Source organism: Glycomyces sp. NPDC047010, assembly GCF_040644205.1.
Taxonomy (GTDB): Bacteria; Actinomycetota; Actinomycetes; order Mycobacteriales; family Micromonosporaceae; genus Glycomyces.
This window is the reverse complement of record NZ_JBEYVY010000012.1, coordinates 38,810-52,115: the sequence shown is the minus strand read 5'-3', so window position 1 is coordinate 52,115 and position 13,306 is coordinate 38,810. Positions and strand designations below refer to the sequence as shown.

Sequence of the window (13,306 nt, the reverse complement as noted above, 5' to 3'; positions counted from 1 at the left end):
CTGAATACGCTTGCCAACGATCTTGAAGGGCCGGTAGTGGCACACCCGAACTCCGACATCATCCCCACCGTCGAGGGCCTGGCCTACGGGGGCGACTACAACCCCGAGCAGTGGCCGCGCGAGGTCTGGGACGAGGACGTCCGGCTCATGCGCGAGGCCGGGGTCAACATCGTCAGCGTCAACATCTTCGCCTGGGCCAGTGTGCATCCGGGGCCCGACACGTGGGACTTCGAGCAGCTCGACGCCATCATGGACCTCCTCGCCTCGGCCGGCATCAAGGCCGACCTGGCGACCTCGACGGCGTCCCCGCCGCCCTGGTTCTCCCAGCTCCACCCCGAGACCCTCCCGGTCAACGCCGAAGGCGTGCGCCTCAACTCCGGCGCCCGCGCCGAGTACTGCCCGCACGCGCCCGCCTTCCAGTCCAAAGTGGCCGAGATGGCGTCCCGCCTCGCCGAGCGCTACGCGGACCACCCGGCGCTCGCCATGTGGCACGTCGGCAACGAGTACTACCGCTCCTGCTTCTGCGACCTCGCCGCCGACGCCTTCCGCGCCTGGCTCCAGGACCGCCACGGCTCCCTCGCTGGCCTCAACGACGCCTGGGGGACCACGTTCTGGTCGCAGACCTACTCGGACTGGTCCCAGGTCCTCCCGCCGCGCATCTGCGCCGAGACCCCCAACCCGGGCCTCCTCCTCGACTGGCAGCGCTTCTCCTCCGACGCGCTCCTGAAGCTCTTCCGCTCCGAGGCCGACGCGATCACGGCTTTCAGCCCCGACAAGCCGATCACGACGAACCTCATGGTCACCGGCGACTTCTCGTTCCTCGACTACCACCGCTGGGGCGACCACGTCACGGGCCCGAACCGCCTCGTCGCCACCGACCACTACCTCATCCCGCCCCACGACTCCGACATCGAATGGCCCGCCCAAGTGGCCTTCGGCGCCGACGCCTCCCGCGGCCTCGCCGCGGGCTCCCCCTGGCTGCTCATGGAGCAGTCCACCAACTCCAGCGCCTGGCGCCGCGGCTACTTCGCCAAGCGCCCTGGCGACCAGCTCCGCCACTCCCTCTCCTACGTCGCCCGCGGCTCCGAAGGGGCCATGTACTTCCAATGGCGCGCTTCCCGGTACGGCGCCGAGCGCTACCACTCGGCGATGCTCCCGCACGGCGGCGAGGACTCGAAGGTCTTCCGCGAGGTGAAGGAGTTCGGCGCCCAGTTGCGCCGCCTGGCCGAGATCAAGGGCTCGAAGGTGGTCTCAAGGGCCGCGATCCTCCTGGACTTCGAATCGTGCTGGGCCGCAAAGACCCCCGGCCAACCGTCCTCCGACATGGCGACCTACCCCGAACTCCGCCGCTGGCACGCCGCCCTCTGGCGCCGGGGCATCACCACCGACCTCGCCAACCCCGCCTGGGACCTCTCCGCCTACGAGTACGTCTTCGCCCCGCACCTGTACCTCCTCGACTCCGACGCGAACCTCCGCGCCTACGTCGAGAACGGAGGCCGACTGGTCATCGGCCCGTACTCCGGCGTGGTCGACCACAACGACCACGTCCACCCGGGCCTCCCGGGCGCCATCCGCGACCTGACCGGCGTCCGCGTTGAGGAGTTCGTCCCGCTCGCCGAAGGCGAACGCGCGCAACTCGACGACGGCACCGAAGGCCAGACCTGGACCGAGGCCGCCCACGCGATCGACGCCGAAGTGATCGCCAGTTTCAAGGACTACCCGGCCACCGGAGCAGTGTTCCACCGCCGGCTCGGCCGAGGAGAAGTCTGGTACCTGGCGACCCGCCCGGCCGACCTCAACCCCCTCTTCAACCGCCTCGGCCTCTTCTCCGACACCCCAGAGGGCCTCGAACTGGTCCGCCGCCGCCACGAAGATGGCAGGACGTACCTGTTCGCGATCAACCACACCGACCAATCCCACACCGTGGCCGCATCCGGCACGAACCTCCTGACGGGAACGCAGTGGACCGGGGAACTCGCGCCCGGCGAAACGGCGGTCATCCGAGAATAAGCTGAGGCGCATAGGCAATCACAATGAACCGAGCCGAGCGCCCGACGAAACAAACCACAATGAAAACCGGCGTCCGAACGCGCGTACCGGCAATGTAAATACTGGTGGCCAGCAGCGGAGGCAACCCCAAGAACGCACTGACGAACAGAACAGGAATGGTCAGAGCAGGCCGCTCAAGAAGCGCGGTCAGTTTCACCCCGGCGGCCCTCAAAGGCCGACCAAGCGCCTTGACCCTCTCCCTCGCAACCGAAGCGGGCCGCACCCCACGTGCGGCCCGCCTCTGTCTCCGATGCTCAGAAGCCGCACTCACCCACTCCCGCACCCGCTCCGACCGGAACACCCCCCGCGCCCCCAGAAAGATGACCGTCTTCCCCACCGTCTGCCCCGCAGCAGCCGTCAACCCCACCCCAACCGGCCAACACCCCGTCACCGCCACCACCCCAACCACATACGGCTCAACAGGAGTCACCGGAAAAAACGCCGACACCAACCCACTCGCAAACGTCGACAGGTACACCGCAATCACGAGCGAACCGACCCACCGCAAGAGCCGATCCACACGCCCATCTCAAGTCCATCTCCACGCAGAGGGGTCGCGGCTGCACGCCACGGGCAAACCCTATCGCCCGCGCGCCAGGCCCCGGCCGGACCTTGACGGTCAGAAGGTGAACACCGCCGCCGCAACGAGCATGAGCAGTGCCGCGGCCCCGAAGCACGACATTGCGACGCGCAACAGCCGAAACTTGGTGAGCGCCAACGTTGAGAGGACCGCCTGCTCTTTCGAGCAGGACGTCAACTGGGTCGTCCGGTCGCGGGTGAGCGCGATCGCCCGCGCCGCGATCTCCTCGGGGGAGTGGTGCGCGCCGGCCCTGATCCCCACGTCGCGCGAGGGCAGCCGCGGCCACACCACCGAGCCCAGGCATCCGATTCCGATGATGAGCAGAAACGAGGCAGTCCAGGAGACCACCCGGATCGGCGTGGACGGGTCTGCCAGCGCCGGAGCGGCGAGCAGGATGGCGGCGATCGGAATCGCCCCCGCTGCAAGGAAGGACGCCTTCGCATCCGCGTGGCCGATCATCTGCCGGGAATGATCGAGTTCGCAGCGGACCTCCTCGATCGCGGCATCCGGATGCGGCGATAAGGCGCGTGACATGGTGTCCTCCACAATGCTCGGCTGGACCTCCATCGTCGCAAGGAGCCGGGCGGCGCGGGGTCCACGCGGGCGATTCAGATCGGGTTGTGACTGAAACGCGACAGTGCCCGAAGGTCTGCGCGGTCCTTGGAGCGGTTGAGGTATCGCTTGTACCGCACCAGTTCCTCGAGCTGCATGAAAGGCAGGCCCCGCATGATCTCCGGGTTGTCGATCAGCTCGTCGGCACTTGTCCCCGGCATGACCCAGCGGTCGAACACCTCGACCAGGCCGCCGCACAGCCGCAGGACCTTGTCGCCGCTCGCGACCGCCTTCTCGTCGTGGCCGCGACCGAGTTCGACCTCTCGTAGGGCCCGGCGCCAGGTTTCCCCGCGGGCGAGCAGGTCGATGTCCGACAGGTGGGTCCGGTGGCCCGTGACGTAGAGCCGGGCGCTGCCGACGATGAGGAAGTCGTTGGGGTCGAAGCCCTGGTGCGTGATCAGGTCCCCGACCAGGCCGAGCAGCTTCTCGCCGTCGTGGGGCTCTTCGATCCGGACCGTTCCGGGGAACACGGGTTTGGATGCGTTCACAGATTCCGTCCACAAGCACTCGTCAGCAGAACTACGAAGGTACGAAAACCGCATCGCTGTTCGACGCGAAAAATGGCAGCAGAAATGGCGCCCTTGAGCAGGTGGTGCTCATCGAGCAGCTGTCGGCGCTATCGGTGGATAAGCCGCAGCATGGAACTCGGGGAGAGGGGCGCTGGTGGTGGAGTACTGGCTATGGCGTTGTCGCTCAAGGCGGCCCGGGGAGTGGGCGGCGAGTCAGTCGACTAACGGCGGCTGCGCGTTCCGTTCCGTGATCCGGTGGAGCGCCTCTACGTCGTGGATCGTCATGCTGCCCCGCCCGGTGGAGAGCACTTTGTGCTCACGGAGCTGGCGCAGCACCGCGGACGCGGATTCACGCGACAGGCCGCAGAGCAGACCGAGCTCGCTCTGCGTGAACCCCGATATCCGGAGCCCGTCCTCGGTCGGCACGGCGAGGTCGACCTCGATCAGGTCGAGGATGCCGCGGGCGATCTTGTGCTCGCTGCTCGTCATCGACTCAACCTGCCGGTGGTCCTTCTCCACGACCATCCTCGCGAAGAACCGCATCATCGCGCAGGCCGCCTGCGGGAACTCGTAGAGGAACTCCACCCAGACCGCACCCGGAACGAGAAGCGCCTCGACCCGGTTCAGTGTCACCAGGTCGGCGGTTCGCAGCTGCCCGAGGAGGACGGCGAACTCCGCGGCGACCTCGCCGGGCTTGTAGATCCGCACGATCGTGCGAGGCTGCCCGGCAACGACTTTCAGGTGCCCGGACCGGAGGTACAGGACGAAGTCGGAGTCATCGCCTTCGCATACGACCGTCGTCCCGGTCGGGTACGCGACGGCCTGGGACCTCGGGGCCAGGGCCCTGAGCTCCTCCTCCGTAAGGAGATCGGCGCGTCGTGTGTATTCCTGCACAGAGCCCAGTGTATGAGTGCACAGAACCCGATCCAAGGGTCAGCATGAGATATTTTCCAGCCGACATGCAAACGCTTGTCGCACTTAGGAATCCGCAAGCTGTGAATTTGCTGTCAGCGGATGACGCAGGCCGGGGTGGTTGTCCGGGAGGGTGGCCTTGATGACCCAGCCGCTGATGGCGAGGCAGAGGATGAGGAGGGGCCAGGAGAGGAGGATTTGGGCGAGGCCGCCTCCGATGACGGCGAGGTCGTCGCTGGCGGAGTTCCAGAACGGGGTGAGGACGGCGACGCGGAGGGCGTACATGGCGACCCAGATCCAGGAGGCGAGGGAGTAGGCGCGAAGGAGGGCGGGGTCGAGGCGCCAGTGGGTGCGCTGGCCGAGGAGGCCGCCGACGATGAGGCCGAGGAGGGGGCGGCGGAAGACGATGAAGCCGGCCCAGACGAGGGCGCTGGCCGCGTTCGAGACGATCCGGGGGAGCAGGATGTCCTGGGCGCGTCCTGTGTAGAGGACGATCAGGGCCGCGACGGCCACGCTGAGGAGTCCAAGGATCACGGCCCGCGGTTTCCGCTTCTGGGCGAGTCGCATGATCGCGATCGCGGCGGCCGATGTGACGGACGCCCCAGCGGCCCAGGCGATCGAGTTCCCGGTCAGGAGCCAGGTGAGGACGAACACCACAAGCGGGGCGGTGGCGTCGAAGGCGCCGCGCTTGCCGCCTAGTAGGCTGACGAGCGTGTCTTGCCGCACAGTATCGGACAACTCCCGACCCTCACCTCTCGACCCGGTATCTCAGGCAAGGCTACCCTAACCGCAGTGGCCGGCCGGGCGTCAGGCCCGCGGCCTCGACTACGGATGGATTGGCACGGTACCGGATGCTCGGCACACATCGGATCACCGAATCGCAGCTCGTGGACCTGCTCCGCCGTGCCAGAAAGACCGACTTCGGCCGCTGGAACAAGGCCGACCTCGTCCGCGGCATGTCCGACCTCGGCTGGCAGGTCCGCTCCGCGGAGGTCGACATCGGCATGTGGCGCGCGGAGACCGGCTACGACACCGGGAACGCGATCGCCGACTCGGTCCCCCCGCAGACCCCCGTCACGGGACGCGCCGACTTCTACTCGATCGAGGTCATGGTCCTGCGCTCCGCCGAGCGCGGGCGCCAGGGCGAGAACCACCGCACCCTCATCTTCCGGGAAGTCCTGCGGACCATGATGTCCGAGCTGGGCGCCCCCGAGATCCGCGGCGGCGACGGCGGCCCCTGGATCCGCTGGTACCGCGACGGCCTCATCTTCGAGCTCCACCTGCGCCGCTTCCACGGCGGCGTCACGCTGCGGCTCCTCTCGCCCGACCTGTTCGAGCAGCTCGAAGCCCACGCCATCGGCAAGGGCGACATCTCCGGCTGGTCCGCCTATGCCCGCTCCGGTTCGCGGCCCCCCGAGCCCGCCTGTCACGACATGGGCGAGTTCACCGAGCGCCTCAGCTCCCTCCTCCAGGACATGGCCGCCGACGTCCCCGTCGTCGACACCTCCGGCACGGTCCTCCTGCGCACCGGCGACTGGTCCGCCAGGTACGTCGCCGCGTTCGTGGACGACGGCCTGCGCGTCGAGGCCAGCGCCGCCGTCAGCGGCTCCTGGCGCGGCGGGCTCTCGAACCTGCCGAGCATGGGCTTCCGCGCCCCCAGCGGCTCGCAGCCGAACTGGTCGCGCACGTTCAACTCCACCGACCGCACCGCCACCAACCAGGCCGCCCACATGATGGTGGACGCCCTGCGGGCCTTCGGCATCCAGGACCTCTTCGACATCGTCTACGACGGGTTCACCGCCGACGGCGAGCGCATGTACCTCCCCGTCCTCGGCATCGGCAACGGCGAGAACCCCTACTAGCGGCGGCCGGGACCAACTAGCCGCGCGGCTAGAATCGGATCATGATCGTCGACCTCCGTTCCGACACCGTGACCCGCCCGACCGCGGGCATGCTCGCAGCCATGACCAGCGCCGAAGTCGGCGACGACGTCTACGGCGAGGACCCCGCGGTGAACGCCCTCGAAGCCGAAGCCGCCGCCCTGTTCGGCAAGGAGGCGGCCGTGTTCACCCCGACCGGCTCCATGGCCAACCAGATCGGCCTGCAACTGCTCGTGCGCCCCGGCGAGGAGCTGCTCGCCGACGTCAAGGCCCACGTGGTCAACTTCGAGATGGGCGCCGCCGCCGCGCTCGGCGGGATCTCCACCCGCACCTGGGCCGGACCGAACGGCCGCGTCGACGCCGACCTCATCGAGCCGCTCATCAACCGGCCCAACCCCTACGTCACCGTCACCCGCGCCATCGCCGTCGAGAACACCCACAACATCGGCGGCGGCACCGTCCAGCCCATCGCGGAGCTGCGGCGCCTCAAGGACCTCGCCGACGCCTACGGCCTGGGCCTCCACCTCGACGGCGCCCGCATCTGGAACGCCCACGCCGCCACCGGCACGCCCTTCGCCGAGTACGGCCGCCTCTTCGACACCGTCTCCGTGTGCCTCTCCAAGGGCCTCGGCGCGCCCGTCGGCTCGCTGCTCATCACCGACGCCGAGCGCGCACAGCGCGCCCGCGTCGTCCGCAAGCGCCTCGGCGGCGGCATGCGCCAGGCCGGGTTCCTCGCCGCGGCCGGGAGCTACGCGCTGGCGAACCACATCGACCGCCTCGCCGAGGACCACGCCCGCGCCAAGCACCTGGCGCGCTCGCTGGAGCCGTTCGGGATCTGCGACGCCGCGCAGGTGGAGACCAACATCGTGCTCGTGCGCATCCCGGAGATCGCGAAGGTCGCGGCCGCGGCCGCGGACCAGGGCGTGAAGATCTCCGTGCTCGGGGCCGACTGGGGCCGGATGCTCACGCACCTGGACGTGGACGACGCCGGGATCGAGCACGCGGTGAAGGTCCTGGGCACGCTGCTCGGCAAGTGACCGAACGGACGGTTGCCGAAGACGTCCGGCTTAGGTAGGTTAGGCATGCCTTTATTAGTCCTGCCTAACCTGCCGGAGGTCGGTGCGTGTACGCCTGCATCTGCCACGCGGTCCACGAGAACGAGGTCCGCGACTGCATCAGTGCGGGCGCGCGCACGGAAGAGGCCATCGGCGAGGCGTGCGACGCGGGCACGAGCTGCGGCACGTGCCATGACCGCCTTCAGGACATGATCGAGAGCTACTTCACGGACGCGGCCCCGGCGGCGGCCTGAGCGCCCCGGCTTATCGGCATTTTCCCGGCCCTTTAGGGAGTCCTCCGTTAGGATAGGTTGTCCTATTTTAGGTATTCCTGGCTGGATTTGGCCCCCGACCTGTGCCTAGGGTTGGGCCACCGGTCGCCGACCGGGCCACTGGACGACCGGGAAGGACACCGCCGATGCAGGGCGACAAGAAGGTCATCGAATTCCTCAACGAGCAGCTGACCGCGGAGCTCACCGCGATCAACCAGTACTTCCTGCACTACAAGCTCCAGGAGAACTGGGGCTACACGAAGCTCGCGAAGTACACCCGCGCCGAGTCGATGGACGAGATGCGCCACGCCGAGATCCTGACCGACCGCATCCTCTTCCTCGACGGGATGCCGAACTACCAGCGCCTGTCGCCGCTGCGCATCGGCACCTCCGTCAAGGAGGTCTTCGAGTGCGACCGCCTCATCGAGGTGGAGGCGATCGACCGCCTCAAGCGCGGCATCGAGCACATGGAGTCGGTCAAGGACTACGTCTCGCGCGACCTGTTCCAGTCGATCCTCAAGGACGAGGAGCACCACATCGACTACCTGGACACGCAGCTGGAGATCCTGGAGAAGATCGGCGAGCCGCTCTACATCCAGAGCCTCATCGAGCAGCCCGAAGAGGCGTGAGAACAGAAGCATTTTGAGGGGGCCGGCTTTCGCCGGCCCCCTTTCTTCTTGCGGCAGAGCCCCTCACATCTCCACCACAGTGGTAGGTCGCCGCCTTGACAGCGCCGACGCAAGGATCGTAACATATCAATACTTTGAATGGAAGTTTCCGAGAGTTTCGGAGACGGTCTATGCTGAGCGAGCAGTCGCGGGCCGGCACTCCACGACTCCGGCCGCGGCGTACCCCCCTACGCAAAGGAGCGTCCATGCCGCATCCCTCCCCTCACCGCAACCCCGCCGCCACCCGCCGCACCGTCCTCGCCGGCGCGGCCGCCGCGGGCGGCGCCGCCGTGCTGCCGCTCGCGTTCGCGAGCCCGGCGCACGCCGACGACCTGCTGCTGTCCACGGACTTCTCGACCGGCACCACCGAGGGCTGGTACGCCCGCGGCGCCGTGTCCCTCTCCGTGAACGCCGACGGGAACCTCCTCGTGGAGGGCCGCACCGCCACCTGGAACGGCGCCGCCATCGACGTCACCGCCCACATCGAGGTCGGCGCCCGCTACCAGCTGCGGGTCCTCATGCGCCTGCCCTCGGGCACCGACGCGGCCGACCTGCGGACCACCGTGCAGCGCGACGCCGCCGGATCGACCGCCTACGAGTCGGTCAAGTGGAACACCGCCGTGACCCCCGACGCCTGGACCGAGTTCACCGGCACGTACTCGATCACCCAGGCCGCCGACAAGCTCCAGTTCTACGTCGAGTCCGCGTCCAGCCTCACGCCGGTCCTGGTCGACAACTTCACGCTCACCCGCATCGAGGAGCCCGAGATCCAGGACCTGCCGCCGCTCAAGGACGTCCTCGAATGCGACTTCCCGATCGGCTGCGCCGTCGAGCCCCGCGAGGTCGTCGGCAAGCCCGCCGAACTCCTCGCGAAGCACTTCGCGCAGGTCACCACCGGCAACCAGATGAAACCCGACGCGATCCAGCCGACCGAAGGGGTCTTCGACTTCTCCAAGGCCGACCCGATCGTGGCCTTCGCCGAGGCGAACGGGATGCGCGTCTGGGGCCACACCCTCCTGTGGCACAACCAGACCCCCGCGTGGTGGTTCCAGGACGCCGCCGGGAACCCGCTCCAGAGCACCCCCGAGCACCGGGCGCTCCTGCTCGCGCGCTTCGAGGCCCACGCGACCGCGATCGCCGAGCACTACGGCGACCGCGTGTGGGCCTGGGACGTCGTCAACGAGGTGGTCGACCCCGAGCAGGCCGACGGGCTCCGCCACTCGCGCTGGTACGAGGTCTTCGGCGGCGGCTCCTACATCGGCGAGGTCTTCAAGATCGCCCGCCGCGTGCTCCCGCGCAAGGTGAAGCTCTTCCTCAACGACTACAACACCGAGTTCCCCGACAAGCGCGAAGCGGTCTACAACCTGGTGCAGGACCTCAAGCGGGGGCGCATCCCGATCGACGGCGTCGGCCACCAGGCGCACGTCGACTACAAGCGGGACCCGCAGCTCCTCGGCGAGTCGATCGACGCGTTCAAGCGCCTGCGGGTGCTCCAGACCGTGACCGAGCTCGACGTGTCCGTCTCCGACTTCATGGAGGAGTCCCTGCCCGCGACGCCGCCGGAGCGCCTGGTCGCGCAGGGCTGGTACTACAAGGAGCTGTTCGACGTCCTGCGCGAGCGCGCCCGCGACCTCGAATCCGTGACGATGTGGGGCCTGTACGACGCGGTCTCGTGGCTGCGGACCTGGCCCGTGTCGCGCCCGCACGAGGCGCCGCTGTTCTTCGACGACCGCCTCCAGGCGAAGGCCGCGTACTGGGGCGTCGTCGACCCGACGAAGCTGGAGCCGCTCCCCGAGTAGGGGCCCGAGACGTCCGGGAGCGGGGCATTCAGATCCGGGGCCCCGCTCCCGGGCCTACTTTCCCGGGCGCCGCATGGGGATGTGCGGGATGCCGTCTTCGAGGTACTCCTCGCCGTCCTCGGCGAACCCGAACTTGCGGTAGAAGCCCGCCGCGTACGTCTGCGAGTCGAGCACCACGTCGGCCTCCGGCCCGGCCAGGTCGAGGGCCGCGGCCATGAGCCGCCCGCTCAGACCCGTGCCGCGCTCGGCCGGGACGCAGCAGACGCGCCCGATCCGCAGGTTCGTCCCGTCGTGGAGCAGCCGCAGGCACGCCACGGCCTCGCCCAGCTCGTCGCCGTCGGCCCAGAAGTGCACCGTCGCCGCGGCGGTGTCGTGGCCGTCGAGGTCCGGATACGGGCACTCCTGCTCGACCACGAACACGTTCTGCCGGAGTCTGGCCAGGGCGAACACCGTGGGCCCGTCGAGTTCGCCGAAGCGGCCCTGTCGAATTTCACGCATACCCGCCATTAGAGCAGCGTTCCAGTTCGAGCGGTTGGACGCTTCCGCAACTGTGCCGATGGACGCTCCGACAAGCTACGCGTACTCATCTGCTATCTCACGTGCCCTGTCCCGCGCGGCCTCGATCGCATCGGTCACGGCGGACCGCGCGCGGTGGTTCTCCAGCTGGCGCACCGCGCTGATCGTCGTCCCGGCCGGGGACTCGACGGCCTCGCGCAGCGCCACGGGGGAGTCGCCGCTCTCGCGGAGCATCCGGGCCGCGCCCAGGGCCGTCTGGGTCACGAGCTCCTTGGAGACGTCGCGCGGGAGTCCCATGAGGACGCCCGCCTCGGTCATGGCCTCGGCCAGGTAGTAGAAGTACGCCGGGCCCGAACCGGAGATCGCGGTGACCGCGTCCTGGTGCTTCTCGTCCACCACGAGGGTCCGCCCGAGCGGCTTGAACAGCTCCTCGACGGCCTCCAGGCACCGCGCGTCGGCGTGCGTCCCGGGGGAGAGGACCGTCATCGCCTCGTCCACGAGCGCAGGGGTGTTCGGCATCGCGCGGACCACCGGCGTCGCGTCGGGGAGGCGCTTCTCGAAGAACGCCACGGGAAGTCCCGCGCAGATGCTCACCAGCGGCGTGTCCGCCCTGAACGCGCCGGACAGCTCGTCGAGGAGCGCTCCCGCGTCCTGCGGCTTCACCGCGACCACGACGACGTCCGCGTCGGCGACGGCCGCCGCGTTCGGCTCGACCCGCACGCCGTACTGCTCCCGCAGTGCGGCCGCGCGCTCCTCGCTGCGGGCGGTGGCCGTGACCGCCTCGGGCGACCACCCCGCGCGCAGCAGGCCCGACACGATGGCCTGCCCCATCTTCCCCGCTCCCAGTACCGCGACTCTCCGCATCACCGCTCCTCTCGCGTTCGACTGCCAGTCGATTGTGCCTCGCAGTGCCGTCTCGGAACGCAATGCTGTCCCAGAATGCGAAAAGTAGATGTATTGCGCGTTTCGTCACCTTGGTCCGGTCGAACTGCCACGATAATCGGACTCAGGCACACAAGGGCGATTGGGGCGTTATGGACGTTCTCGACTTGGCGCGGATCCAGTTCGGCGTCACGACCGTCTACCACTTCCTGTTCGTGCCCGTCACCATCGGACTCTCGCTCCTGGTCGCGATCCTCCAGACCATGTGGCGCTCCACCGGCAAGACGGTGTACCTGCGCGCCACCAAGTTCTGGGGGAAGCTCTTCCTCATCAACATCGCCATGGGCGTGGTCACCGGCCTCGTCCAGGAGTTCCAGTTCGGCATGAACTGGTCCGCGTACTCGCGGTTTGTCGGCGACGTGTTCGGCGCCCCGCTCGCGTTCGAGGCGCTCGTGGCGTTCTTCCTCGAATCGACGTTCATCGGCGTGTGGATCTTCGGCTGGGACCGCCTCAAGCCCGGCCTGCACCTCGCGTGCATCTGGCTGGTCGCCTTCGGCACCATGGCCTCCGCGTACTTCATCCTCGCCGCCAACGCGTTCATGCAGAACCCGGTCGGCTACCAGCTCAACGAGACGGCCGGACGCGCCGAGCTCACCGACTTCGGCGCGGTCCTCTCCAACCCCGTCGCCCTCGCCGCGTTCCCGCACACCGTGTTCGCGTCCTGGCTCACCGCCGGGGTCGTGGTCGTCGCCGTCTCCGGCTACCACTTCATGCACCGCCGCGACCTCGACGTGCACCGGCCCGCGATGCGCCTGGGCGTCATGACGACCCTCGTCGGCGGCCTCGGCCTCATCCTCTCCGGCGACTCGCTCTCCAAGGTCATGACCTCGACGCAGCCGATGAAGATGGCCGCCGCCGAGGCCCTGTACCAGACCACCTCGAACGCGCCGTTCTCCGTGCTCACCATCGGGTCCCTCGACGGGCGCCACGGCACGCCGATCATCGAGATCCCCGGGCTCCTGTCGTTCCTCGCCACCGGCTCCTTCGGCGGCACCGTCCAAGGCATCAACGACCTGAACGCCCAGTACAACGACCTCTTCGGACCCGGCGACTACGTGCCGTACATCCCGCTCACCTACTGGTCCTTCCGGTTCATGATCGGGTTCGGGCTCCTGTCGATGGCGATGGCCGTGATCGTCTGGTGGTTCACCCGCCGCGGCCGCCTCCCCGAGCACCGCCTGTTCTGGCCCATCGCGATGTGGATGGCCGTGACCCCGTTCCTCGCCAACAGCTCCGGCTGGATCTTCACCGAGATGGGCCGCCAGCCGTGGGTCGTGTTCAGCCTCTACCAGACCGGCGAGGCCGTGTCGCCGCGCGTCGGCGCCGCCACCGTCGCGACCTCGCTCATCGGCTTCACGCTCGTGTACCTCGTCCTCGCCGTCATCGCCTTGAAGCTGTTCTTCAAGTACGCGAAGGCGGGCCCGCCCGCCGAGGAGCAGGCGCTCGCCTCGTCGAGCCCCTCCGACGACCCCGACAAGCCGATGGCCTTCGCCTACTAGCCGAGGACGCCCA

14 protein-coding genes are annotated in these 13,306 nt (G+C 68.5%); 7 read left to right on the top strand and 7 right to left on the bottom strand.

The genetic code is table 11. From position 1 onward, the window contains the following. The first annotated feature begins 36 nt into the window (after positions 1 to 36). Positions 37 to 2,010: a beta-galactosidase gene (locus AB0A65_RS22425; protein ID WP_359954023.1), complete on the top strand. Its 1,974-nt coding sequence runs from the start codon at positions 37 to 39 to the stop codon at positions 2,008 to 2,010. Here AB0A65_RS22425 and AB0A65_RS22420 read toward each other — a convergent pair. The 5 genes from AB0A65_RS22420 to AB0A65_RS22400 form a co-directional block, all read right to left on the bottom strand. Beyond that, on the bottom strand, positions 1,997 to 2,206 hold the full coding sequence (locus tag AB0A65_RS22420) for a hypothetical protein (protein ID WP_359954021.1): 210 nt from the start codon (positions 2,204 to 2,206) through the stop codon (positions 1,997 to 1,999). The two genes, AB0A65_RS22425 and AB0A65_RS22420, sit on opposite strands and share 14 nt — an antisense overlap. A gap of 462 nt (positions 2,207 to 2,668) precedes the next feature. Then, positions 2,669 to 3,196: a Pycsar system effector family protein gene (locus AB0A65_RS22415; protein ID WP_359954019.1), complete on the bottom strand. Its 528-nt coding sequence runs from the start codon at positions 3,194 to 3,196 to the stop codon at positions 2,669 to 2,671. A 41-nt stretch (positions 3,197 to 3,237) separates the two neighbouring features. Then, positions 3,238 to 3,729, bottom strand: a complete 492-nt coding sequence (locus AB0A65_RS22410) for a hypothetical protein (RefSeq protein ID WP_359954017.1) — start codon at positions 3,727 to 3,729, stop codon at positions 3,238 to 3,240. A 234-nt stretch (positions 3,730 to 3,963) separates the two neighbouring features. Continuing rightward, entirely contained in the window at positions 3,964 to 4,644 is a 681-nt protein-coding gene (locus AB0A65_RS22405; RefSeq protein WP_359954015.1) for a Crp/Fnr family transcriptional regulator, read from the bottom strand. Between the two features lie 84 nt (positions 4,645 to 4,728). After that, entirely contained in the window at positions 4,729 to 5,388 is a 660-nt protein-coding gene (locus AB0A65_RS22400; RefSeq protein ID WP_359954013.1) for a DUF3159 domain-containing protein, read from the bottom strand. Positions 5,389 to 5,513: 125 nt separating this feature from the next. Here AB0A65_RS22400 and AB0A65_RS22395 point away from each other — a divergent pair, with 125 nt between their 5' ends. The 5 genes from AB0A65_RS22395 to AB0A65_RS22375 all read left to right on the top strand — a co-directional run bounded on the left by AB0A65_RS22395 (position 5,514) and on the right by AB0A65_RS22375 (position 10,336). Next, complete coding sequence (locus tag AB0A65_RS22395; protein ID WP_359954012.1) at positions 5,514 to 6,524, top strand: hypothetical protein; 1,011 nt, start codon at positions 5,514 to 5,516, stop codon at positions 6,522 to 6,524. 44 nt (positions 6,525 to 6,568) lie between these two features. Further along, positions 6,569 to 7,579, top strand: coding sequence for a GntG family PLP-dependent aldolase (locus AB0A65_RS22390; protein WP_359954321.1), 1,011 nt, complete (start codon positions 6,569 to 6,571; stop codon positions 7,577 to 7,579). Between the two features lie 86 nt (positions 7,580 to 7,665). Beyond that, entirely contained in the window at positions 7,666 to 7,851 is a 186-nt protein-coding gene (locus tag AB0A65_RS22385; protein WP_359954010.1) for a (2Fe-2S)-binding protein, read from the top strand. Between the two features lie 164 nt (positions 7,852 to 8,015). Beyond that, positions 8,016 to 8,498 (top strand): bacterioferritin, encoded by a 483-nt coding sequence (gene bfr / locus AB0A65_RS22380; RefSeq protein ID WP_359954009.1) that lies wholly within the window; start codon positions 8,016 to 8,018, stop codon positions 8,496 to 8,498. Positions 8,499 to 8,743: 245 nt separating this feature from the next. After that, on the top strand, positions 8,744 to 10,336 hold the full coding sequence (locus tag AB0A65_RS22375) for an endo-1,4-beta-xylanase (RefSeq protein ID WP_359954007.1): 1,593 nt from the start codon (positions 8,744 to 8,746) through the stop codon (positions 10,334 to 10,336). Positions 10,337 to 10,390: 54 nt separating this feature from the next. Here AB0A65_RS22375 and AB0A65_RS22370 read toward each other — a convergent pair whose 3' ends face one another. Together AB0A65_RS22370 and proC are read right to left on the bottom strand one after the other, a co-directional pair. Then, positions 10,391 to 10,834 (bottom strand): GNAT family N-acetyltransferase, encoded by a 444-nt coding sequence (locus AB0A65_RS22370; protein WP_359954005.1) that lies wholly within the window; start codon positions 10,832 to 10,834, stop codon positions 10,391 to 10,393. 75 nt (positions 10,835 to 10,909) lie between these two features. Next, positions 10,910 to 11,716: a pyrroline-5-carboxylate reductase gene (gene proC, locus AB0A65_RS22365; protein WP_359954003.1), complete on the bottom strand. Its 807-nt coding sequence runs from the start codon at positions 11,714 to 11,716 to the stop codon at positions 10,910 to 10,912. A 170-nt stretch (positions 11,717 to 11,886) separates the two neighbouring features. Between proC and AB0A65_RS22360 the strand changes: the two genes are divergently transcribed. Next, a complete protein-coding gene (locus AB0A65_RS22360) occupies positions 11,887 to 13,293 on the top strand; it encodes a cytochrome ubiquinol oxidase subunit I (RefSeq protein ID WP_359954001.1) in 1,407 nt (468 codons plus the stop codon). Positions 13,294 to 13,306: the final 13 nt, after the last annotated feature.